Below are 23,175 nucleotides of genomic sequence, written 5' to 3'. Positions count from 1 at the left end.
TGATTGAATGAAGTTGTCTCAAGGCACGAGTGGACTCGCTCTTATCTGCGCAGTTTGCTGCACCATTTTTGCTAGCCAGTTAATGATCGGCGAAGCCAACGCGCAGCAATGGGGAAATCGCGAGCAAGCAGCGCTAGTGGTTACCCAACCGTTAGGTTTTGAACGAAAGTTGGAACAGGTCGAGGCGGTCGCTTATGCGGAAGCTTTGCGCTCGGTTGATATTTATCCCGCAGTGGGCGATGAAGTCACTGCGGTTAATTTCGAACCGGGAGAGCAGGTCGACAGCGGTGCCTTACTGGTGCAACTCGATGATCGACGCCAACAAATTGCCTTACAACGCGCGAAATTACAATTGGCCGATGCTGAACGTACGGTTGAGCGCTTGCGTCAAAGCCGCGCGGGTGGCGCGATACCACAGAGTCAGCTGGATGAAGCAATTATTGCCCGTGATCTCTTAGAAGTAGCCGTCGCAGAAGCGCAGACCGAAGTCGATGACCGACGTATTACAGCTCCCTTCGCTGGGGTGGTCGGCATTACCGATGTACAAGTCGGTGATCGTATTACCCCGCAAACCTTGATAACAACTTTGGACCAACGTGATCAATTGTATTTAGATTTTCAAGCTCCTGAGCAAGCAACCGAAATGCTCAATAATGGTGCTGAACTCGAAGTCTATTCTTGGTTACGTGCAGAAAATCGACTCCAAGCCACCGTCGATGAAGTTGGTTCACGAATTGATGCAACCAACCGTACATTGCGGATTCGTGCATTATTAAATAATGAAAATGATCGCTATCGTCCGGGAATGAGTTTTCGTGTCGCCTTAACTTTGCAAGGGGATAGTTACCCTTCGGTACCTGAAGCTGGCTTGATGTGGGGGCCTGAAGGTGCTTACGTTTGGGTGGTTAAGGATGGTAAAGCCACACGCGTTGACGTCAGTATTGCACAACGTCTGCCGGGCCGAGTCCTCGTTGATGGAAATTTACAACTCGGCGATGAACTGATTATTGAAGGTGTGCAAACCCTACGGCGTGGTCAAGCAGTTGAACGTCTAGCCGATGATGGAGGCGTGAACAAATGAAGTGGGCGCCGCAGTTAAATGATTTGCCATCGATGTCGATTCGTCGACCGGTTCTTATTGTTGTCCTTAATCTGCTGATTATTATTGCTGGTATAGCGGCAATACAGGGCGTTGAAGTTCGCGAGTTACCAGACGTGGATCGTCCGGTAATATCGGTCACGGCGAGTTATCCTGGCGCGGCACCAGAAACAGTTGATACAGAGGTGACCAGCCGACTTGAAGGCGCTGCCGCGCGGGTCAGCGGTGTGAAGTCTATTCGAGCCTCGAGCGAGGAAGGCAGCTCTCGAATCGTTATTGAGTTCCGGCCTGGTATTGATCTTGATAATGCAGCAAATGAAACACGTGAATCAGTAAGTCGTGTCCAGCGCGGCTTGCCTGAGCAGGTTGAAAACGTTTCGATCATCAAAGCTGATAATGATGCTGAATCTGTCGTCGCGCTTGCAATATCAAGCGACACGTTGGATCTGTCGGCGCTAACCGAACGTGTTGAGACCGACCTCGCCCCCAACTTTTTGAATATACCGGGTGTTGCCGACGTGCGTTTGACCGGCGATCGTCGCCGCGTGATGCGTGTGGTTATTGAACCGCTGCGGCTATCAAGTTACAACCTTACAGTAACTCAGGTCGCCTCTGCATTGCGTCAAGCGCCTTTTGATGTTCCTGCTGGCAGTTTGAAATCTACGGATCAGCAACTTATTGTTCGCGCTGATGCAAGCTCAGTTTCACCTGAAGATGTCGAAAACATCGTAATATCTGGGACGACTCGAGTAGGGGACGTCGCTACCGTTTATTTTGGACCCGCCGACGCAAGTAGCATCACGCGACTCGATGGTAAGCAAGTTCTGGGGCTGGGCATCATTCGTCAAGCGCGCTCGAACACCATTGAGATTTCCGACGAAGTGCTGCGTTTAGTTGAGAATTTGCGTAAACAATATCCTGAGTTAACGATTCAAGTCACTGATGATGATGCCGAGTTTATTCGCAGTTCGGTGGAAGAAGTGGTGACGTCACTAGCGCTAACTATTCTTTTAGTGATTGCGACGTTATGGCTGTTTATTGGTTCAGGACGAGCGACGATCATCCCTGCAGCTTCGATCCCCGTGGCACTTATTGGTGCGATAGCTGTTATTTGGGTATTAGGGTTTTCCATTAATATTTTGACACTGTTGGCCTTGGTCTTGGCTACTGGTCTGATTGTCGATGACGCAATTGTGGTTTCGGAAAACATTCAACGTCGGCGCTCGATGGGCTTAGGCGCGCGTGCCGCAGCTGTTATTGGTACACGTGAAGTCTTTTTCGCCGTTGTTGCTACAACAGCAGTGCTCGTCGCTGTTTTTGTGCCTATTGCATTTTTACCATCAACCGCCGGTAGATTGTTCCGTGAATTCGGTGGCGTGCTTGCGGCGGCCGTCATTATTTCCTCCTTTGTGGCGCTTTCATTAGTACCGGCCTTAACTGCTCGTTTACCTTTAAAAGAGCATAAAGAGACTGTGCTGACGCGCTTAGGAAGTCGTTTCTCAAAGGTTTACCGCCAAACACTTCATTGGGTTCTTGATCACGCATTACTGGTTTTTGTCGGCTGTACAGTGGTTGCTGCAAGTGCTGTTTGGTTCTATCTCAATGTCGATAACGAACTTATGCCGCAAGAAGATCGTGGTCAGATCCGCATCTTTGCTCGCGGCCCAGATGGTGTCGGTTTGAATTTTATGGATCGTCAAGCGCAACGTATGGAAGAGATACTACTACCTTACGTAAACGGCGGGGCGGTTGCGAGCATCAATACGCGAGTAGGGCAATGGGACCCAAATTTGGTTTTCATAACGGTACGCTTGACCGATTGGGAAGAACGGGATCGTTCACAACAAGAGATCATTGATGAAATTAGCGAACCCTTAAGCCGCATCCCGGGTGCTCCGGCACGTGCTTTTGGTTCCAATAGTTTGAACCTACGTGGACAAGGTGGTGGGCTAGAAGTCGCCTTAACTGGTGATGAATACATCGACATTTATAATGCTGCACTAAAATTTGGCGAAGCTGTTCAGCAAGAAATGCCAGAGGTGGGCTTTCCACGAGTGGGTTACCAACCCACACAACCGCAGTTACGTGTGAATATTGACCGTCGTCGTGCGGCTGACTTGGGTGTTTCGCTCAGCGATATTTCTTCAACGCTACGGGTAGCGATTAACGGAGATGACCTTGTTGACTTAAATATTGGTGACCAAGCGGTACCAATAATGCTTCAAGCAGATCGAAGTTTAATAAAGTCGCCAACCGATTTGGCAAATCTATATGTTGGCACCGCAGACGGCCAAGTTGTCCCGCTTTCGGCGGTTGCAAGTATAAGTGAAGAGGGCGTAGCGGCAGAGCTTGAAAGGCGTGCGCAGCGCCGAGCCATTGAGGTCGATATGCAAATGCCAACCTCGATTCCAATTGAACAAGTCGTGGAAAACTTGCGTAGTATCGCCAATGAAACGCTGCCAGACAATATCGGTATGGTACTTCTGGGAGAGGCCGAGGCGTACGAAGAAACAGAACGCGAAGTAATGATGACCTACATATTGGCATTCATTATCGTTTTGCTCGTGTTAGCGGCGCAATTTGAAAGTGTGAACAGCGCAGTGGTGGTCATGGCAACTGTGCCGTTTGGTATAGCTGCAGCCTTCTTTGCGTTGTTCATAACCGGTACATCGATCAACGTTTTCTCGCAGATTGGTCTGGTAATGCTTATTGGCTTAATTGCGAAAAACTCAATCTTACTTGTCGAATTTGCAGACCAGCTTCGTGACAAAGGCCAGTCTGTAAGGGATGCAGTTGAACACGCTGCAAGTATTCGTCTGCGTCCTATCATGATGACCTTGGTGTCCACGCTGTTGGGCGCATTGCCTCTTATCCTTTCTGTAGGTGCCGGTGCAGAGGCGCGTAACTCGATTGGTTGGGTTGTCTTTGGCGGACTTGCTTTTGCAGTACTCTTTACGCTTTACTTAACGCCTGTGATTTATTTAGCGCTCGCACGTTTCACCAAACCTCGTGCCGATGAAACCCAGCGCCTTGAACGAGAAATGGAGCAGGCGGAGGATGCATGAACGCGAAACTAACGAAGTGTGCTGCAGCATTAGCTTTTGTGGGCACATTGTTTTTGCCTGTCAGCAAGGCAGAAGCTGAGATTCTCGATAGCTCAACTGATGGTTTTACCTTTGAGTTTTCGCTGCCGGTTGATGGCCATCTAAAGTTGGTTTTTGATGGCTTGACGCAAGATATTGGTCAGTGGTGGCTTGCTGATCATACTTGGTATGGGCGTAGTGAAAATATGTCGATACGGCTAATACCAGGAGGTTGTTTGTGTGAAATCGCAGATGAAATGAGATTCACTGAGCATCTGCGTGTTGTTAAAGTTGAACCTCACAGCCTGGTTAGATTTAGCGGCGGACTAGGACCGTTGCAAGCCGAAGGTGTCGATGGTGTGATGGATTGGTCGTTAGCTAATAATCCTGACGAGCACATGACAACTTTGACCGTACGCTATCGTGTTGGTGGTTATACTGGCAATGATTTGTCGCGTTGGGCACCTGCGGTCGAAAATGTACTACAGCAACAAATGAAGTCATTCCAGAGCTACATGAAGCGATAACGCATCAGACTGCGAGCGAATTTTTTCAATTGATCTTTTCCATACCAATCCTTTTACATGGCGTGCGATTTTTACGATGGTGCGCTACGTGCGTGCTTTTTAAAAAGCAGGGGTATAACCGGTAAAATTTCACGTAGCGACGTCAATATGTGAATACCTACTTATTGTAACTAACCTTAATAATATCGTATTTAACATAATATACATTATGCGCAATTACTAATTGGTGTATTTGGAGCCGTCGCCATCGTTTATAGGCTTCGCCCTCTGTTGATGCTTTGTGACATTTTGGTAGTGGCAATTTAACGCGTCTGTCGCTACGCTCTTGCCCGTGAATTTCAATTTGGCGTGTTTGAGCAAATTCCTCATGAGGAGCAAGTTCAATGGCTGGCCGATGCAATTGAAGATGAAGCTGGAGCAAAAGCAGAGTTACAGCGCATGATCGACCTGTATAAAGCCGAAGATATTGACGGAATGTACGGTATGTTCACCGAGATGGAAGAATACGCTGAATATAAAGAAGTACTCTTGGATCAGCGTAACTTTACTTGGCAGGACACATTAGATGAGGAATTACAGGCTGATGGCAGTGAATTTATTGCTGTTGGTGCAGGTCACTTAGGCGGAAAAGCTGGTATGATCAACCTTTTACGGGAGCGCGGCTACACCGTCGAGCCGGTCTCAAACTAAGGTTAAAAAAGGTAAGCGCATGCGCGTTGCAGCAGAACAATTACAACCACCTATCTATACTTGGGCGCAACAGCGCCCTGCTTCTCCATCCGCGAATCCATTAGTGGGTCAGAATCGTGCTCTTGCGGCGATTGAACAGACAATGCGGATCGGTGGTAGGTATGCCCATGGTTTTATGGTCACCACACCAGGCCTACGGGTAATGGATGTATTGAAAGAGCTTCAACAACGCTATCAATGGATGCACTTTGAACGGCACGATTGGCTGTATCTTGCGAATCCGGATTCAGCCAACGAGCCTTTGTGCGTTAACGTTCCAGCGGGGGCTGCGCGCGATGTTTTGACGGGCTTAATGTCACTTTTTGAGCAACCGGTTAAGGAGCGCTCTAAGCTATTAACAGAATTGAGGGAAAAGTTCCCAAGTGCCCGCTTTGATGCTTATTTGACCCGAGTTTCCGATAAAACCTTTGATGATTTACCCGGCAATGAATTGGCAACCATTATTGTTGAATCCGATCAGCAAACGGATGATTTTGTACTTTGTGATCGGGTAACGGATACGAGCCTGTTTGGTGGCATCCGTCTGCAATCTGTTGCCGGCACGATTAGTTCGGAGCTCCATTTGATCCAACCGGGGGCGCTACTAAAAGCCAACGGCGGAGTTTTAGCTATCGACGCCGAGGAACTGTTGACGCAGCCGGGCCTATGGCGGAAGCTAAAGTATATTCTGCGCACCAGCTTGTTTCATTGGCCACAGCCTGGCGAAGCAAATATTGCGGCTTATTATCAACCTGAACCTGTTCCTATCCACCTTAAGGTGTTGCTGTTGGGTGATCGTTCTATCTATGGGCAGCTACGTGAATTGGATCGGGATTTTGATAACCTGTTCCCTTATCTAGCTGATTTTTCAGCGCATTATTCGTTAAGCCAAGATGCCTTCTTAGTGCCCTACTTTGATTACTTGGCGTATGTTGAGCGTGAGGCAGCAACACTAGCAGTGACCGAAGAAGCTCTGCCTTTAGTCCTCAAAGAGGCTTCGCGGTTAAGCGATTATCAAACCGAGCTATCCCTAGATACCATTGCCTTAATGCAATTGCTGCGCGAAGCCGGTGCGGTTGCACAGGCTAAGGCACAAGAGGTCATCGATCATGAGGCAGTCTTGCAGGTGCTTAAACAGCGACAGCAACGCGAAGGTTACATTGCGGAACTTAGTCGCCGGCAAATTCTTGAAGGCCAAGTTTTCATTGCGACGGAGGGTGAAGTTGTTGGACAAGTGAATGGTCTTACTGTGGTTACCATCGGCGGTAGTGAATTTGGTGAGCCTTCAAGGATAACTGCAACGGTGCACTATGGCGATGGCGATATTATCGACATCGATCGAAAGTCTGAATTAAGTGGCAGTATTCATACCAAAGGCGTCATGATCTTGTCGGCCTACATTGCGAATGTTTTTGCCAAAAGTGAAGAAATGCGGTTATCCGCAACTATCGTTTTTGAGCAATCGTATTATGAGGTCGACGGCGACAGTGCGTCTTTAGCCGAACTTTGTTGTTTGTTATCAGCCCTAGCCGAGGCCCCTATTGCCCAAGGTATCGCAATTACCGGAGCGGTAGATCAATTTGGCGCAGTGCAAGCGATTGGGGCGGTAAATGAAAAAATCACAGGCCACTTTGCGCTTTGCGAAGCTCGCGGTTTCGATGGTAAACAAGGCGTGATTATTCCAAAAGCTAATATGAGCCAACTCAATCTTGAACCTGACATTATTGCGGCTGTTGAAGCCAACAAGTACCACATCTACGCCATTGATGATGTTGCTGATGCGTTAGCGTTATTGACCGGTGAGAATCAGAAACAGCTGTACGCTCGTATCGAGAAGCGTTTAGAGGAACTGCAACACTGTGAACCTGAGCAGCCGTGGTACAAGCGGATCTGGTAAAGGGAACTAATCGGACTTGTTAAGCGTACAAGTGTTCGCTAAGCTAGCGGCACTTGAACTAAAGGCAAGGTAGTTATGACCCAATCTAGTTTTACTCGCGAAGACCTTTTGGCGTGTGCCGAAGGCGAAATGTTTGGCCCTGGTAATAGCCAGCTCCCTGCTCCTAACATGTTGATGATGGACCGTATTGTGACCATCAACGACGAAGGTGGAGAATACGGCAAAGGCTATATTCACGCCGAACTCGATATTCATCCAGACTTGTGGTTTTTCGGTTGTCACTTTAAAGGCGACCCAGTCATGCCTGGCTGTTTAGGTCTTGATGCGATGTGGCAGTTGACCGGTTTCTTCTTGGCTTGGGCTGGCGGTCCGGGTCGTGGTCGCGCACTGGGTGTAGGTGAAGTTAAATTCACTGGTCAAATTTTACCGACCGCAAAAAAGGTTAGCTACCACATTGACATGAAGCGCGTGATCAAGCGTAAGCTCTTCATGGGTATGGCTGACGGCCGCGTTGAAGTCGATGGTAAAACCATTTATACGGCGAAAGATCTGAAAGTTGGCTTGTTTACGGACACGTCTAACTTCTAAATCTTTACCGAGTGCTAGATAGAAAAAAGCCCGCGAACAGATTGCTGTTGGCGGGCTTACTTACTTTCAAGAGAAGATTTTTTTCAATAAGTTGAATAAATTTAGTGCGCTGGACAGATTAATTTAACGATATAACCCTACACTTCGCGCTTCTTGCGCGTCGCGCCAACCGCCTAACCACTGGGAACGAATTTCTTGATTCTGATACGGACATAGTTCTTTTGAACGACCCGCTACACCAGCTTTGAAACCTTGTGAGTGTGCCCGTTCTAGGCGATCGCGTTTCTGTCTTTTCATCATTCACTTCCTCGTCCAGTTGTTCTTTTACAATTTTTTGCAAGAGCGAAAATTATTTCACTCTTGTAATAATAGATAGCAACTGTAGGCGGTAGTTCAATAGCAAAAAAAAACGCCTTTTCAGTTTGCGCTATAAGCTACTGAAAAGGCGTTAGATCTGTTATTAACTTTTTTTAGAACAAGTTTTCTAGTTAACGGGTAAACTTGCGGCGTAGTGTAATAAGACCACCAATCAACAACATAGAAAGGAAGCCAAAAACACCTGTGCTCGCGCCCTGTCGTTCGATCTTACCCTCTTCTTGCGTGCAATTATTCAGCTCGCCCGAGCTAGGATCTAAAACTAGAGTTTTGGCAAATTGCTCGGTGGTAGTTTCGCCATCTTCGGTAGTAACTTCCTCTGGGCGAATACCTGTTGCAACAATTTCGCCGCTGTTGTTAACGCCATCGGCACTAGCGAGAAAATAACCCGAATCGCAAGCTACAGCGTCGTTTAAATTAATGAAGTTCGCACCTTCTACAGCGCTTTCATAACTAAATGCAACACGACGGCGCTGGGCCGACAGATCCGCATCGATTTCAGCTGTACCGACGATCAAGCCGTCATTATTGATTGCGGTGGCAATTGTGCTAGAGCCATTAAAGAACGAAGGAAGTTCACTCAAGGTTTCGCTTTCGATATCGTAAATGAAACCGATGTAGCGATTGATGCCTTGCACGCGACGAATCAAGAAACCGACGACTTGATTTTCGTCGTTAATGTCGGTCGCGGCGCCCCATAAGTAAACTGGATCTTCGGTTATCGGCTTAACTTCACCATCGATAAAAATTGCCGGCATTTTAATTCGACGGCCTTCTTCTTGAATGCCTTCGTAGTAAGTCCAACTCTGGCCTACTGCAATCCCATTATTGTTAACCGCTGCGGCATAGCTGGAAAAGTCACCCTCGTCCTCTTCGCCACGCTCCATTAACGTTCCGTATTGCTGTGACGAGATCACCTCACCATTTACGTCAAGCTGCCATACCATGGCACGCATATCGTAAATGGACTGATTCGAGTTAATCGTTGCTCGGCTGTAGAAGCTCTGCAGGTTTGCCGCTGTCGCATTACTTAAATTGATCCAACGCTGCCATAAACAGGTGTAAAGCGACCTTGTCGCTGTTCCTTCATCTAAACGTGTCTGACAGTCGTCAGCAAAAGCTTGTGATGCTGGCGAAACTGCAACACTCGCATAACCGACGGCAACGTTTTGGTCATTAATGTCCATCATAACCGACTCGCCACCTAGATAGGCTTGCTCCGGTGCTGGATAGGTTTTTGTTGTATCACCATTTGACCAGATTGCTTGGCGGGTAAATGCACGTGAAGTATAGGTAGTGGTGACTTCTTGCTCGTCGTCGCCCTCGCCCGTCGTATAAGTGAATTCATTGAATCTGTAAGGCGCGCTACCCCAACCGACACGGACATTGTTGTTATTGAGTCCATTGTAAATGTGGTCGGTTGAATATTCCATTTCTGGCGTTTCTGCGTCAGTGTCTTCAAAAAATTCATTAAAAACGACCGACTGCCCATCAAAATAACCGGCGTCATAGAAAGACACACGTGGGTTGCTTACATCAGTATTTACACTGTCGCGCAAACCGCGAACGAGGGTTTCGTATTGCTGGCGTGATAGTTGATAGTTTTCAAGATCGTCAACCTCTGGATCGATCCCGATATTACGTAAGATGCTATCGGATAATAATGTCAGATCGAACTCGATGTCTTTCGGCTGCTGCCCAAGCACAATACTATGACGGTTGTCGTTGATGGCTATGGGAAAGAGATCTCTAACTTTCTCTGGTGTTTCAACTTGCTGGATGTTGTATGTGTTCGCCTGCGCAATAGATATAAAAGATGCTGCAATGGCGACACTAAGGGCCCCTAAAGTAAACTTTTTCATAGATAATCTAACTACTCTCTTTTTGTAAGTTTTCAAGCTCATCCCAGCGTTCGAGTGCCAGTAATAGCTCTTCTTCAAGTGCTGCAAGGCGCTCTAAAACGGGTCCGGTTTCGTCATGCGGACGCGTATAAAAGTCTGGGTTGTTTGCTTGTGCCTGCAGTTCCTGTTGTTCGTTTTCGATAGCTTCAATGCGTTCAGGTAGCATATCAAGTTCACGCTGAAGCTTATAGGATAACTTTTTCTTAGGTTGTGCTGAACCTTTAACTTTCGGGTTCTCTGACTGCTTTTCCGCTTCTTTAGTTCCATTCGCCAACGTCGAATGTTGTACGGACCTTGTTTGTTGTTGTAAATAGTGTTCGACATCTTGGAAGTCGCCGACGATTTCGGTGACCTTGCCCGCCCCTTCAAACAGCAAAATACTGGTTGCAGTATTGTTGACGAATTCACGGTCGTGGCTGACCAAAATGACGGTTCCTTGGTAATCGGCAATGATTTGCTCAAGTAACTCGAGGGTGTCAATGTCAAGATCATTGGTGGGTTCGTCAAGTACCAGTAAGTTACTTGGTTGTAAGAAGAGTTTTGCTAGTAGCGCTCGATTGCGTTCACCACCGGATAATGCATGGACCGGCGTGCGTGCTTGTTGTGGCGCAAACAAAAAGTCCTGCAAATAACTAAGAATATGACGTGTACGCCCATTAAAGGTGATGTCTTGTTTGCCATCACCGACATTTTCGGCAACGGATTTTTCTGGATCAAGCTTGGCCCTATGTTGATCGAAGTACGCCACCTCAAGATTGGTACCGACTTTTACCTTGCCGCTGTCAACTTTTTGCTGACCAAGAATCAACCGTATTAATGTACTTTTACCACAACCGTTGGGGCCAACAAGAGCAATTTTGTCCCCGCGTTGTAAGGTTAGGTTAAAGTCTCTGAGAATTGGCTTGTCCGCGAATGCCAACTCAAGATGTTCGCCTTCGAACACGAGCTTGCCTGAGCGCTGTGATTCTTGCACCGCTAATCGTGCCGAGCCTTGTTGTTCACGACGCTGTTGTCGTTCTTTGCGCAGCGCTTGTAGCGTACGCACACGGCCTTCGTTGCGGGTGCGTCGAGCTTTGATGCCCTGCCTAATCCATACTTCTTCCTGCGCCAATTTTTTATCGAATTCGGCGTTTTGATTGGCTTCAACTTCGAGTAGCTCTTGTTTTTTCGCTAAGTAAGCATCGTAATTACCAGGGAATGAGCTTAGTTGTCCGCGATCCAGATCGATAATGCGTGTGGCGAGCCGACGAATAAACATACGGTCGTGGCTAATAAAGAGCACTGCCCCGCGAAAGTCGAGCAATACCGATTCTAACCATTGCACCATATCAATATCTAAATGGTTGGTCGGTTCATCGAGCAGCAATAAGTCCGGCGCTACAACTAAAGCTCGCGCGAGTGCAACTCGCCGTAACCAGCCACCAGAAAGTGCAGTCATCGACATGTTTTCGTCAAGTCCTAGCCGGGTTAACGTTTGTTCGATGCGTGTTTGTAATTGCCAGCCATTGGCTGCTTCAAGCTGAGTTTGCAATTGCGCTAGGGTGCGCATAAGTAATGCATCATCGGGATCTTGCGTGAGCTGTTGCGATACTTCGTGGTAACGCTTGAGCACTGCACCAACATCGGCCAGGGCTTCAGCAACATAGTCATAGACACTTTGTTCAGAGTTCGCCGGCGGATCTTGTGGCAACCGTGCGACAACGGTATCACCTACTTTCTGAATCACCCCATCGTCGAGCTGTATGTCGCCAGCGATCGCCTTTAATAAGGTTGATTTACCAGCGCCGTTACGGCCTACAAGACATAAACGTTCGCCCTCCTCAATGACCAAATCAACACGATCAAGAATAGGTTCGCGGCCGAATGCAAGTTGAGCTTGTTGGATACGTAATACGGTCATGCAGTAACAAATTCCATGAGTTGATTATTAAAAGGCCAGCGTAATTCTGCATCATCTTTTGCACGGACTAACACGGGCACCAGCAGAGCGTATTCGTCTTGCAGTTCTGGCTGTTGCGTAATATCTACCCAATGCAGGCGAATCGGCTGTTCGAGCGTTAAACCATGCAGTTCGGTAAGCGCCTTGTCACATAGTGGGCACTGCGGTTTCGTTAACAGGTAAAAATCACTCATGGTGGTGTGTCACCTTAAACAAGTGATGAATGCCTTTATGCCGCGCGAAGTCCTGACTGATCGAACGTGAAGTCCAGTCTTCTGCTCGCAGAAAGGCGTCTTTAAGCCCTTCCTGATCGAGCTTGAATTTACGTTTGTTGTTCGAAAATAGAATCACCCCGTCGTCTTTAAGTAGTCGAGCTGCAAGTTTCAATAACATGACATGATCACGCTGTATATCTAGAACGTCCTGCATACGCTTCGAATTTGAAAACGTGGGTGGATCGAGAAAAATAACATCGAAACGCTGCTGCGGTGGCTGGCGTTGTAGCCACTGCAAGCAATCCGCTTGAATAAACTGGTGTTGGCGCACGGGTAATCCATTTAAACGAAAATTATCCTCGCCCCAGCTAAGGTAAGTTTTTGATAAATCGACTGAAGTAACTTGTTGGGCTCCACCCAAAGCGGCTTGAACCGACGCCGTACATGTATAGGCAAACAAATTAAGGACATTCTTGCCGTCACTCAAACGGCCTAGCTCACGCCTTGCCCAACGGTGATCTAAAAACAGTCCGGTATCAAGGTAATCGCTTAAGTTGACCTCAAACTGTGCATTGTATTCGTGCACCGTGGTAATGACATGGCGTAATTGCTGCCGTTGGTATTGTTGCTTGCCACTTTGTCTTTGCCGAACTTTAAGGTGCATATTCGCTGCGGGAAATGGTAAAACTTCGGCTAAAGTGTCGAGTAAATACCAAAGACGTTCCTTAGCAACAGCCGGTGGGATATCTTTCGGTGCAGCGTACTCCTGAATAACCAAATGTTCGTTATAAACATCAACCGCTGCATTATACTCAGGTAAGTCTGCGTCGTAGACCCGCCAAGCGCTAAGCCCCTCTTTTGCCGCCCATTTTTCTAATTTTTGGTAGTTCTTTTTTAATCGGTTAGCAAGATCGCTCGATTGCTCTTGAGTAAATTCAAGTTGCTCTTTTTGCATATCATAGAGTGCCAAGATGACCTCTAAAGCACCGTTATAGAGCTTATATTTTTTATGGCTCCGTAATTTTAGACGTTTAAGTAAGCTTTCGTCGCCGGCGAGGATAGCAATTTGCCAACCGGCAAAATGTTGTCGCAATTGTTGTCCTAAACGACGATAAAGTAGCAAGGTTTCAACCTCCTCGCCAAGTCGCTCACCGTAGGGCGGGTTACACAACATCACGCAATGACCAACGGTTGAGCTAGGAGCTTGGGTTTTGGTTGCATCGCTGGCTTGCCAGTGACAACGATCGGTAATTCCGAGTCGAGTGGCATTCTGATCGGCAATGCCAAGCATGCGAGGGTCATTGTCGGAGCCATAAATGGTCAGTTGCGACCGTTCACTCGCTTGCGCGAAACGTTGCTCAGCTTCATTTATCAATTGCTGCCAGAGTTGCGGCTGGTACTGTCGCCAACGCTGTAAGCCCCAGCTCTGACGACGCAGTCCCGGCGCATGACCGAGCACAATCATTGCGGCTTCCAGTAGCAAGGTGCCAGAACCGCAGAACGGGTCCATAAGAACTTGCGTATCACTTGTTACCCCTGCACGGAGCGCAATGGCTGCTGCAAGGGTTTCGCGTAACGGCGCCGCGCCCTGCTCCAACCGATAACCACGACGGTGCAAAGGCTCGCCGACTAAATCGAGGTACCAGGTGAGTCGATCCTTATGCAAATGGGCATGCACACGGAGGTCAGGGTTTTCACGATCGACACTTGGACGATCTAAGCCTTGCTGGCGGAAGTGGTCGACAATACCGTCTTTAACCAACTGTGCGCCAAATTGGGTATGGCGTATTTGCTGGTTTTGTCCAGTAAAGCTAACGACAAAGCTTTGCTCAGCAGTAAAATGCTCGTGCCATAGTGTTTCACTAATGGCTTGTGTTACCGACTCCAATTGACGACCAACGTCACATTGCCCCAGCATCAACAGCACGCGACTGGCAAGACGACTCCATAAACAGACACGATAGGCCCCTTCGCAATCGCTTTCGAAACGGCAGCCCGCGACCGTTTGTTGAACCTGTTCGAGGCCTAGCTGTTGCAGCTCATCAAAAAGGAGCGGTTCTAGCCCTTTGGCACAGGTGGCGAAATAGTGTGAAGTTGCAGTCATGTGTTCGACGTATCCTTAGCTAAATGTGCCGCTATTATACGGCATGCAGAATCCAGTGTATTGCTGGAATTGTAGGAAAAATCAGCAGTTAAACGGGATTTGCTGAAATAAGCAGCAGTTAACACAATGCGTGCTTGCGTTCTACGAAAAGCTTGGTAACATGCGCAGCATCGGACGCGGGGTGGAGCAGTCTGGTAGCTCGTCGGGCTCATAACCCGAAGGTCGTAGGTTCAAATCCTGCCCCCGCAACCAATTACTTGCCAATGTAATTGCAGCTCTTCTGAATAAACGCCTTGCGGCAAACTTCCCAAATAGTTCAACAGTACATCTGAAAGCATATCTGCACCCCGAAGGATTGTAGCCTCACCGTCTAAGTGAGGGAAATCACCGCCACCATTTGCGCGATAATTATTGGTAGCGACGTAAAACCTATCGGTGTTGGATACTGTTTTACCAGCATACCGAACATCTTTAATGCGCTGCCCCGGCTCGGCGGTGATATCAATATGGTAATCAAGACCTAACAAGGTATCGAAATTATAATGAGCAACCTCACTATTGAGGTAACGCCAACAATCCAGTAGCGGGCTAGACTCGCTCGCCGCCACAAAAGCCGCAGCGCTCTGCTCGAGCCAATCTTTAATTTGTGCACCATTTAACTTAACGATATCTAGCGTATTAGGATAACGATAGAGATCACCTATGGCCCCGCGAGTTAGTGGTCCAGCAGAAATTTCTGTAGCGCTATCGCTAGAACTAAAAGCAGCATCAAAGGGGGCTGCCGCACTTAATAGCGGAAGCTCTTCAACCGCACTTGCGGTGATAAGTTGGCGGGCTTGCCAAAGCTGCGCACGTTGCACGAATTGAACCGCAGAACTCGGTTGCCAGCGAGCAGTTTTGTAGCTTAGCGGTTGCGTCGTGCTTCCGATGGGTTGTTGCATAAAGGCTAAGGTCGCGTCATGTGCGCTTTGTAGCCGCTCGGCAAGCTTTGAATCGATTGCGGTGGAGGGTTCTACCGCTCTTGCTTCGCTACGTGCAGTTGTAACTTGCCAGCCAGTCTTCTGCCCATAATGTAATTCAAGATCGACGATACCCAAGTGGCTGCCGTAGATACCGGGTTGCACAGCTGGTACCCCGCGGACTCGGCCATTTTCACTATCGACGCCAGATAATCGGTTATACACGGAAGTTCCCGGAAAAACTTCATGTTGATGGCCGAGCAATAACGCATCAATTCCTGGCACCCCAGCAAGTAGCCAGCCTGTCTGTTCGCTGTCATCAGGATTGTCGGTCGATTTTGGCATGCCCGTGTGCGCAGCAAGTATGACAACGTCGGCACCCTCTGCGCGGGCCCGCTGAACGCGTTCTTCGGTCGCGGTAAGCATCGCCGCAACATTTACTTTTTCGTTTAAATGATGCTGGTCCCATTGCATGATTTGCGGTGGCATGACGCCAATAACCGCAATCGTTAGAGGAATACTAGGTCCCTCGCCCGGCTGAGGTACCGACCGCTGTATCCATGCAATCTTGACAAGTTTCTCGCGCAAAGCGGCTGGTGCTGAGGGTAAAAGTTCTAGGTTACTAGCGACAACTGGAAAATTGCTATCACGATAGGTAGCGGCTAAATAGTCGAGACCAAAATTAAACTCGTGGTTACCAAGATTTGCCACATCATACTGTAAATAGTTTAAAGCTTGGATAATCGGGTGCGTCGCCTTAGTGACTGGAAATTCGGCAACAGCGTAATCAGCAAATGCGGAACCCTGGATTAGATCGCCGTTCTCGATCAACAGATTAAAAGGTTGTTCTTGGCGTGCCTGCGAAATCAGTGTCGCGGTTTTAACTAGGCCCTGTTCAGCGACTTCACTACTACTGTAGTAATCGTAATTAAGCATCTGACCGTGAACATCACTGGTCGTCATGATACGTAGGGTTATTTGGTGGTGATTCGCTGTCGGCATGGTATGAACTACATTAGAAAAAGAAGCGTTAAGCACAAGAATACTAGCAAGCAAACGGTAGGAAAATGTCCGCAACATAAGAGCCTCGAATCAGGCGTGGCGTAAATGCTCGTCATCAAGGTTGAGTTGAAGATAATGACTAGGTTGCAGTCGATTGCGTAATACTTTCACTGAATCAAACTGTTGCATCTCTTTAACTTCAGACAGTGTCATCGAGCTACTTAGCAACATACATTCGGCAAATTCATCATCGATTGCTGTGATGGCAAATACCGCCGTTTCAATTCCTGAATTCAATTCTACCAATGCCCCCACCTCAAGTTCGTAATTGGGCGCCTTGGTGCAGCTTTGAAAATACCAACTTTGCGGCATTTGAGGGCGGCCAAAGCGTTCAAGAATGGTGCGGTTAAGCGCTGCTTGGGTCAGCATCATCGGATCCCATAGTTCGTAGGCGCTGAGTACGTCGTAGAATTCTTGAAAACAGGTCGCATCTTCCATGGTAAAAGCTGCGTGTAGTGGATTCATTGGAATGAGGCGTGATTTTTTATAAGGACACTTGTGCACTAACCCGTGATCGAGTTCTACCGATAGCTGTTGCGTCTCAGGATCATAGATCCAGCGCCAATGCTGCGATGCGTGCACGAAAAGCCCCTTCTGTTAACGCTTATTGTGATTTTTATAATGCTTAACTGCGCCTTAACATAGCTAAGAACGCAGTTAATTACAAGTTATTCACGATATCAGCGATAAGTTTTGGCCCATGGTAGATAAAGCCAGTGTACACCTGAACTAAGCTTGCGCCGGCAGCTAGTTTCGCTCGTGCTGCAGCATACGAGTCAATGCCGCCAACGGCGATAATTGGAACTTTATTCTGTAAAAATCCTGACAGCTCTCGGACTATTCGCGTGCTGTCCTCGAAGAGTACAGCGCCACTCAAGCCCCCTACCTCATCGGCATAAGGTAAGCCCTGCACCGCATTTCGGCTCAACGTGGTATTCGTTGCGATGACGGCATCGATTTCATGTTTAACAAATGCTTGCGCCATTGCTTGGAGTTCTTCTGAACTCACATCCGGTGCGATTTTTACGGCTAAAGGCACATAACGCTCATGCTTGGTGGTCAAAGCAGCTTGTTCTTTCTTCAGCGCTGAAAGTAAAGCATTTAACGCTTCACCGTGCTGGAATGCGCGCAGCCCTGGAGTATTGGGTGACGAAATATTCACGGTTATATAGCTCGCGTACGGATAGACTTTACGCATGCAGGTAATATAGTCGTTTGCGGCTTGGTCCTCAGGGGTATCTTTATTTTTACCAATATTGATGCCAAGTACACCTTTAAAGCGAGACTGTTTAACTTGCTCGACAAGGTAGTCAACACCGTGGTTGTTGAAGCCCATACGATTAATGATGGCTTCTTTTTGCGGAATCCGGAATAACCGTGGCTTTGGGTTCCCAGGTTGCGGACGTGGCGTGACTGTACCGACCTCAATGAAACCAAAACCCATTTGCGCAAAGGCATCAATACACTCTGCGTTCTTATCTAAACCTGCAGCTAGACCAACTGGGTTCGGAAACTCGATACCCATAACGGTGACGGGTTTGGCCGCAACTTTTTGCCGCCAAACCGCGGCCAAAGGCGTATGCGCATACTTATGCAGTATGCGCATCGAGTGATCGTGTGCTTGCTCCGCGTCTAAACGGAACAAGCACCAACGTGCTGCGCCGTAGAGACTCACACATTCACCGCTGTGCAGTTGTGGTTCAACAACATCAGTTCACGTAAGGCAACTGAGAACTTGGCAAACTCGTGGGTTTTGGTTGTGCGGAAATCAGACAGCATATGCAGCCAACGATCCACATAGGCGCGATTTTCATCCAACCATGCTTGTAGCACATCAATACCATCAGTTTTCGGATCACCACCTTTGAGCATACTCAATGTTAGCGACCGCTGTTGCCAATCAAGCTCTTCACGGAAGGCCGCGCGGGCTAAGGCTTGCCAATGATTATCGACAGGCTGTGAGTTGATTTGGTCAAGGAACCAATGCAATGATACCGCAGCGCCTAAGTGGAAATAGGCGTTGGCAGCACTACCCACCTTACGTTTGGTTTCATGGACGATATCGGCAATATCCAATGCGGAGAACAGCGTCGACAGAATCGCAATTTGCTCAGCTAATTTGGCCGGGACTCCGGTGTTGGTCAACCGCTCAATTTCTTTTTCAATGCCGGTGCGCTCGTCTGCAACCAAGTAACTTAGAACATTCTTACGTAAGTCGTTAAACGCTCCCTGATAGAAGTCCAACTGCTCTTGAATGGTCGTGAGCTCTGGACGACGGTGACGCAGGAACCATCGTGTGGCACGGCGCACAACGCGACGTAGCTGGAACAACATTTGATTCTGAATATCTGCAGGAATTTTATTGTTACCTGCTTCGATCTGTTCCATCAAACCACGTAAGTTAAAACATTCACGCGCAACAACATAAGCTGCAGCAACTTCTGCGGCTGTCGAGCCGGTCGCATCCATTTTACGGAAGACAAAATTAGGCCCCATATCGTTAACGATGTTATTCGCCAAACGTGTTGCGATGATTTGAGCGCGCAGCGGGTGCGCCTGCATTGCTTCTGCGTACGGTTCTTGTAACGGTTTCGGGAAAGCATTGATCAACGAGCGCGCATGGAATGGGTCAGCCATGACCGCATCGTCTAGCAACTCTTCTTTCAATACCATCTTGCCGTAAGCAGTAATTACCGCTAATTCTGGGCGTGTGAAGCCCTTGCCATTGGCTTGGCGTTCCGCTAACTCGTCATCATCAGGCAGGAACTCAAGGGCGCGGTTAAGTTGGCCTTCACGTTCAAGGTGATGAATAAAACGCTGCAGTTCTTTAACTTGGTCCGCTCCACGTAATGCGGTAACGGAAATTGATTGCGATTGACGATGACAGTCTTTCAAGACAATTTGTGATACTTCATCGGTCATGTCGTACAACAATTGATCGCGTTGCTTACGAGTTAACTCGCCTTGTGCAACCAAACCGTTGAGCAAGATTTTGATATTAACTTCGTTATCCGAGCAGTCGACACCGCCTACGTTATCGATAGCATCGGTATTAATACGACCGCCGTTACCAGCGTACTCAATGCGACCAAGTTGGGTTAGGCCTAAGTTACCGCCCTCGCCCACAATCTTGGCACGTAATTCTTTACCATTCACGCGAAGCGCATCATTGGCACGGTCGCCAACGTCACTATCGCTCTCTTTGGTTGATTTCACGTAAGTGCCGATACCACCGTTCCAGAGTAAATCAACCGGTAGCATCAAGATGGCGCGAATCATATCGGTTGGCGTCATCGATTTTTTCTGCGTACCGAATAGCTTCTTCATTTCTGACGTCAGCTCAATGGCCTTGGCACTCCGTGAGAAGATACCGCCGCCGCTAGAAATAAGTGAGCTATCATAGTCTTCCCACGATGAACGTGGCAGCTTAAATAACCGCTCACGCTCGGCGTAGCTCTTCTTCGCATTTGGCTCAGGATCAAGGAAAATATGCATGTGGTTGAAGGCAGCGATCAAACGCGTGTGTTTCGACAACAACATACCGTTACCGAACACGTCACCAGCCATATCACCGATGCCCACAGCAGTAAATTCAGTGTTTTGGCAGTCGATACCAATTTCACGGAAGTGCCGCTTCACCGACTCCCAAGCACCGCGTGCGGTAATCCCCATTTTCTTATGGTCATAACCAACCGAACCACCTGAAGCAAAGGCATCGCCCAGCCAGAAGTTATAATCTTGCGAAATACCATTGGCGATATCCGAGAACGTCGCGGTGCCCTTGTCAGCTGCCACCACCAGATAGGTGTCATCTTCGTCGTGACGAACAACGTCAACTGGCGGTACGACTTCACCGTCGACAATGTTGTCGGTAATATCCAGCAAAGCACGAATGAAGGTGCGATAACATTCTTTGCCTTCTTCGAAGAAGGCTTCACGTTCTTCGGGAAGTTGCTTACAGAAAAAGCCCCCTTTCGCGCCGACAGGAACAATCACGGTGTTCTTCACTTGCTGCGCTTTAACCAAGCCTAAAACTTCGGTACGGAAGTCTTCACGGCGGTCTGACCAACGCAAGCCACCACGAGCAACTTTACCACCGCGCAAATGCACACCTTCAACACGTGGCGAGTAAACGAAAATCTCGTACTTCGGCAACGGTAGTGGCATCTCCGGAACTTTCTCAGGCATAAACTTCACTGAGATATATGGCTTTTCGTTACCTTGGGCATCGTTTTGGAAGAAGTTGGTGCGTAAGGCTGCCAAAATCAGCTCGACATAACGCCGAATAATGCGGTCGTCATCGAGATTCGCGACGTTATCAAGTTCACTGGTAATGCGTGTTTCCAGTGCTTCAATTTTCTTGCTACGACTTTTCGTGCCAGGCTCAAATTTGCTGTAGAAGAGCTTGACGATCAAGGTTGCAATGACTGGGTACTTACTAAAGGTACTCTCAATATAACTTTGACTAAAGGTTGTACCAATTTGCCGCATGTACTTGGCAAACATCCGCAGAATAATGACTTGGCGGCCAGTCAATCCGGCGCTCAAGACGAGGCGGTTAAAGCCGTCATCTTCATAATGCCCAGACCACACTTTGGCAAATGCATCTTGGAATAAATCACGGCTGGCTTCGAGGTCTAAAGTCGCATTGCTATGCAACATCTGGAAATCGAGCACCCAGAATACTTCGCCATTTGTGGCCTTGATCTGATATGGACTCTCGCCAATGATGCGTAAACCAAAGTTTTCCAGCATCGGCAGTACGTCAGACAAATGAATCGGCTCATCTTTATGGAAGAGCTTGAGACGAATGCGTTTACTCTGCTCGTTCTCTTCTCGTGAACGATAGAACAACATGCCTAGTTTGTGATCTTTATCGAGTGCTTCTAATTGTTGAATATCGGCTATTGCAACTGACGGCAGCACTTCTTCTTTATAGGCGCGAGGGAACGCATTCGCATATTTCTTGTTCAGCGCATTCGCTTTTGCCTCACCAAAGGTGCTGCGTAAAATGCGCTCAAAATTGTCTTCCCAGGTGCGTGCGGCTTCAACTAAATTCTGTTCGAGTTCTTTCACGTCGATGTCCTGTACGTTCTCGCCAATACGCACCGTGTAGTGGGTGCGGGCAAGTGCGGATTCGGAAAAGTAAGTGGTAAATTCAACGTCGTACTTACTATTAAGAGTAGTAGCAAGGATGCTCTGGGTTTTTTGCCGTAATAAAGTGTTGTAACGCTCTTTCGGCACATACACCATGCACGATGCAAAGCGGCCAAAAATATCACGCCGCACGAAAACCCGTGTCATATCGCGTTCTTGCATTTGCAATACGCCAACCCCAACATCAAGCAAATCATCTTCGCTTGCTTGAACCACTTCATCACGTGGGTAAGTTTCTAGGATATTTAGCAAGGCCTTCGCAGCATGCGAGTTAGGTGCAAAGCCTGAGGCATCCATGACACGCTTAACTTTTTCACCCACTAGCGGCACATCGCGCGCGCTATTGTTGTAGAAGCTACTTGAATACAAACCAATAAAGCGATCTTCACCAATAACTTTACCGTTCTTATCGAAGCGCTTCACACCGATGTAATCGCTGTAAGCTGGACGGTGCACACGCGATTTTGAATTCGTTTTGGTAACTAACAGCAAGGTATTGTCAAAGGTGAGATCACGAGCTACTTCGGGCAGCGATGAAACTAACCTTTCTTTGTTGGTTGCCGATTTTCGCATAAGACCAAGACTTGAATCTGCCTGTTGGCGAATAACGTAGTCACCTTCTACCGCTTTTAGGTCGTAACGACGATAGCCCATAAGCGTGAAGTTATCTTTTGCGAGCCACTTGAGGAAGCGTTGCGCCTCTTTCAACTCTTTTGCGTCGCCAGGATAATTGATGTTACTCAACTCTTCGGCAACGTGCTCCATACGCTCACGCATGGCTTGCCAGTCGGTTACTGAATAGGTTACGTCATCCATGACCGACGCTAATTCGCGCTTTAATTGGGCGATCGCATCTTTGCTGGTTTGGCGGTCAATTTCGATAAGGAATACAGTATCAACTTCGTTGTCACCACGCGTACCCGGCTTTAATAGCTTAGCAATCCGCTGCTCGCCATCTCGCTCATGGCTCAATGGTAGATGCAGTAACAAATGCGAGTTAATCCCCATGCGTGATAATGCCATCCGAATGGAATCGACCATAAATGGCATGTCACTTTGGATGATCTCGATAATGGTATGCGCTGACTCCCAACCATGGCGCGCGACTTCAGGGTTGTAAACTTTAATCAACGCTTTTTCGCCTGGGCGATAATCGTTGAAGCTGTGCCATAACCCCATTATGGCACCATACAAATCACTATCATTACGCTGCGCAAGTTCATCTGGCGCTACATTGCGGAACATACGGAGGGCAAAGTCTTGGATGATATCAGCGCGGTCGGTCGCTCGTTGCTGAATGAGCGCGGCCACTTTCTGCAGAATAACGGGGGTCTGGCTGTCGCCAACGGAGTTCATGCTAAGTATCCTTGTAACCTATTGAGGTAGAACAATACTGTGAACTGTCACAGATTTTTCCAATAGCCTTTATTGTCGGACATTTAGCCGCGCTATTCAATGATAATAAACAGGAAAAATCAGTGTTCAGACCACGGCTGACGTGGCCTGAACATGAATATGATAGCTTTATGCATGATTATTG

Annotated in this window: 14 protein-coding genes, 1 tRNA gene and 1 pseudogene; 7 read left to right on the top strand and 9 right to left on the bottom strand. The window is 48.0% G+C overall.

Annotation, left to right across the window (positions count from 1 at the left end; translation table 11 throughout):
- Window positions 1-7: 7 nt before the first annotated feature.
- The 6 genes and pseudogenes from CWI70_RS02750 to fabA all read left to right on the top strand — a co-directional run bounded on the left by CWI70_RS02750 (window position 8) and on the right by fabA (window position 7,923).
- Window positions 8-1,081 (top strand): efflux RND transporter periplasmic adaptor subunit, encoded by a 1,074-nt coding sequence (locus CWI70_RS02750; RefSeq protein ID WP_126770350.1) that lies wholly within the window; start codon window positions 8-10, stop codon window positions 1,079-1,081.
- Window positions 1,078-4,164 carry an efflux RND transporter permease subunit gene (locus CWI70_RS02745; RefSeq protein WP_126770348.1) on the top strand — a complete coding sequence of 1,029 codons (3,087 nt, stop codon included), beginning with the start codon at window positions 1,078-1,080 and terminating at the stop codon, window positions 4,162-4,164. Before CWI70_RS02750 ends, CWI70_RS02745 begins: the two co-directional genes overlap by 4 nt.
- A complete protein-coding gene (locus CWI70_RS02740) occupies window positions 4,161-4,709 on the top strand; it encodes an SRPBCC domain-containing protein (protein ID WP_126770346.1) in 549 nt (182 codons plus the stop codon). The genes CWI70_RS02745 and CWI70_RS02740 overlap by 4 nt, the downstream gene beginning before the upstream one ends.
- Window positions 4,710-5,054: 345 nt before the next feature.
- Window positions 5,055-5,399: pseudogene (locus CWI70_RS02735) on the top strand (TraB/GumN family protein); the annotation flags it as partial.
- A 19-nt stretch (window positions 5,400-5,418) separates the two neighbouring features.
- Complete coding sequence (locus CWI70_RS02730) at window positions 5,419-7,335, top strand: Lon protease family protein (protein WP_126770342.1); 1,917 nt, start codon at window positions 5,419-5,421, stop codon at window positions 7,333-7,335.
- A 75-nt stretch (window positions 7,336-7,410) separates the two neighbouring features.
- The gene (gene fabA / locus CWI70_RS02725; protein WP_126770340.1) at window positions 7,411-7,923 is read left to right on the top strand and encodes a 3-hydroxyacyl-[acyl-carrier-protein] dehydratase FabA; all 513 of its coding nucleotides are present in this window, start codon (window positions 7,411-7,413) and stop codon (window positions 7,921-7,923) included.
- Between the two features lie 123 nt (window positions 7,924-8,046).
- Here fabA and rmf read toward each other — a convergent pair whose 3' ends face one another.
- The 5 genes from rmf to rlmKL all read right to left on the bottom strand — a co-directional run bounded on the left by rmf (window position 8,047) and on the right by rlmKL (window position 14,457).
- Window positions 8,047-8,220, bottom strand: coding sequence for a ribosome modulation factor (gene rmf / locus CWI70_RS02720; RefSeq protein WP_126772652.1), 174 nt, complete (start codon window positions 8,218-8,220; stop codon window positions 8,047-8,049).
- A gap of 191 nt (window positions 8,221-8,411) precedes the next feature.
- Complete coding sequence (locus CWI70_RS02715) at window positions 8,412-10,160, bottom strand: DUF3466 family protein (protein WP_157980852.1); 1,749 nt, start codon at window positions 10,158-10,160, stop codon at window positions 8,412-8,414.
- 7 nt (window positions 10,161-10,167) lie between these two features.
- A complete protein-coding gene (gene uup / locus CWI70_RS02710) occupies window positions 10,168-12,099 on the bottom strand; it encodes an ATP-binding cassette ATPase Uup (RefSeq protein ID WP_126770336.1) in 1,932 nt (643 codons plus the stop codon).
- Window positions 12,096-12,332, bottom strand: a complete 237-nt coding sequence (locus CWI70_RS02705) for a glutaredoxin family protein (protein ID WP_126770334.1) — start codon at window positions 12,330-12,332, stop codon at window positions 12,096-12,098. Before CWI70_RS02705 ends, uup begins: the two co-directional genes overlap by 4 nt.
- Window positions 12,325-14,457, bottom strand: coding sequence for a bifunctional 23S rRNA (guanine(2069)-N(7))-methyltransferase RlmK/23S rRNA (guanine(2445)-N(2))-methyltransferase RlmL (gene rlmKL / locus CWI70_RS02700; RefSeq protein WP_126770332.1), 2,133 nt, complete (start codon window positions 14,455-14,457; stop codon window positions 12,325-12,327). Before rlmKL ends, CWI70_RS02705 begins: the two co-directional genes overlap by 8 nt.
- Window positions 14,458-14,632: 175 nt before the next feature.
- On the opposite strand from rlmKL, the gene CWI70_RS02695 reads away from it, so the two are divergent.
- Window positions 14,633-14,709: transfer RNA gene (locus CWI70_RS02695), tRNA-Met, on the top strand.
- Here the strand turns inward: CWI70_RS02695 and CWI70_RS02690 are convergent.
- The 4 genes from CWI70_RS02690 to CWI70_RS02675 form a co-directional block, all read right to left on the bottom strand.
- Window positions 14,688-16,418, bottom strand: a complete 1,731-nt coding sequence (locus CWI70_RS02690; protein ID WP_157980851.1) for a 5'-nucleotidase C-terminal domain-containing protein — start codon at window positions 16,416-16,418, stop codon at window positions 14,688-14,690. The genes CWI70_RS02695 and CWI70_RS02690 overlap by 22 nt on opposite strands.
- 90 nt (window positions 16,419-16,508) lie before the next feature.
- Complete coding sequence (locus tag CWI70_RS02685; RefSeq protein WP_126770328.1) at window positions 16,509-17,060, bottom strand: cell division protein ZapC domain-containing protein; 552 nt, start codon at window positions 17,058-17,060, stop codon at window positions 16,509-16,511.
- 79 nt (window positions 17,061-17,139) lie between these two features.
- Entirely contained in the window at window positions 17,140-18,153 is a 1,014-nt protein-coding gene (locus CWI70_RS02680) for a quinone-dependent dihydroorotate dehydrogenase (protein WP_126770327.1), read from the bottom strand.
- Window positions 18,150-22,991 (bottom strand): NAD-glutamate dehydrogenase, encoded by a 4,842-nt coding sequence (locus CWI70_RS02675; protein ID WP_126770325.1) that lies wholly within the window; start codon window positions 22,989-22,991, stop codon window positions 18,150-18,152. The genes CWI70_RS02680 and CWI70_RS02675 overlap by 4 nt, the downstream gene beginning before the upstream one ends.
- Window positions 22,992-23,175 lie beyond the last annotated feature (184 nt).

Source organism: Pseudidiomarina homiensis, from assembly GCF_003987225.1.
In the GTDB taxonomy this organism is placed as follows: Bacteria; Pseudomonadota; Gammaproteobacteria; order Enterobacterales; family Alteromonadaceae; genus Pseudidiomarina; species Pseudidiomarina homiensis.
The sequence above is the reverse complement of the archived record's forward strand: the minus strand, read 5'-3'. Positions and strand labels throughout refer to the sequence as shown.

Bases quoted from the DNA above. Each gene is read 5' to 3' on its own strand.
- CWI70_RS02750 (WP_126770350.1), top strand. From the start codon at position 8: ATGAAGTTGTCTCAAGGCACGAGTGGACTCGCTCTTATCTGCGCAGTT.
- CWI70_RS02745 (WP_126770348.1), top strand. From the start codon at position 1,078: ATGAAGTGGGCGCCGCAGTTAAATGATTTGCCATCGATGTCGATTCGT.
- CWI70_RS02740 (WP_126770346.1), top strand. From the start codon at position 4,161: ATGAACGCGAAACTAACGAAGTGTGCTGCAGCATTAGCTTTTGTGGGC.
- CWI70_RS02730 (WP_126770342.1), top strand. From the start codon at position 5,419: ATGCGCGTTGCAGCAGAACAATTACAACCACCTATCTATACTTGGGCG.
- fabA (WP_126770340.1), top strand. From the start codon at position 7,411: ATGACCCAATCTAGTTTTACTCGCGAAGACCTTTTGGCGTGTGCCGAA.
- rmf (WP_126772652.1), bottom strand. From the start codon at position 8,220: ATGAAAAGACAGAAACGCGATCGCCTAGAACGGGCACACTCACAAGGT.
- CWI70_RS02715 (WP_157980852.1), bottom strand. From the start codon at position 10,160: ATGAAAAAGTTTACTTTAGGGGCCCTTAGTGTCGCCATTGCAGCATCT.
- uup (WP_126770336.1), bottom strand. From the start codon at position 12,099: ATGACCGTATTACGTATCCAACAAGCTCAACTTGCATTCGGCCGCGAA.
- CWI70_RS02705 (WP_126770334.1), bottom strand. From the start codon at position 12,332: ATGAGTGATTTTTACCTGTTAACGAAACCGCAGTGCCCACTATGTGAC.
- rlmKL (WP_126770332.1), bottom strand. From the start codon at position 14,457: ATGACTGCAACTTCACACTATTTCGCCACCTGTGCCAAAGGGCTAGAA.
- CWI70_RS02690 (WP_157980851.1), bottom strand. From the start codon at position 16,418: ATGCCGACAGCGAATCACCACCAAATAACCCTACGTATCATGACGACC.
- CWI70_RS02675 (WP_126770325.1), bottom strand. From the start codon at position 22,991: ATGAACTCCGTTGGCGACAGCCAGACCCCCGTTATTCTGCAGAAAGTG.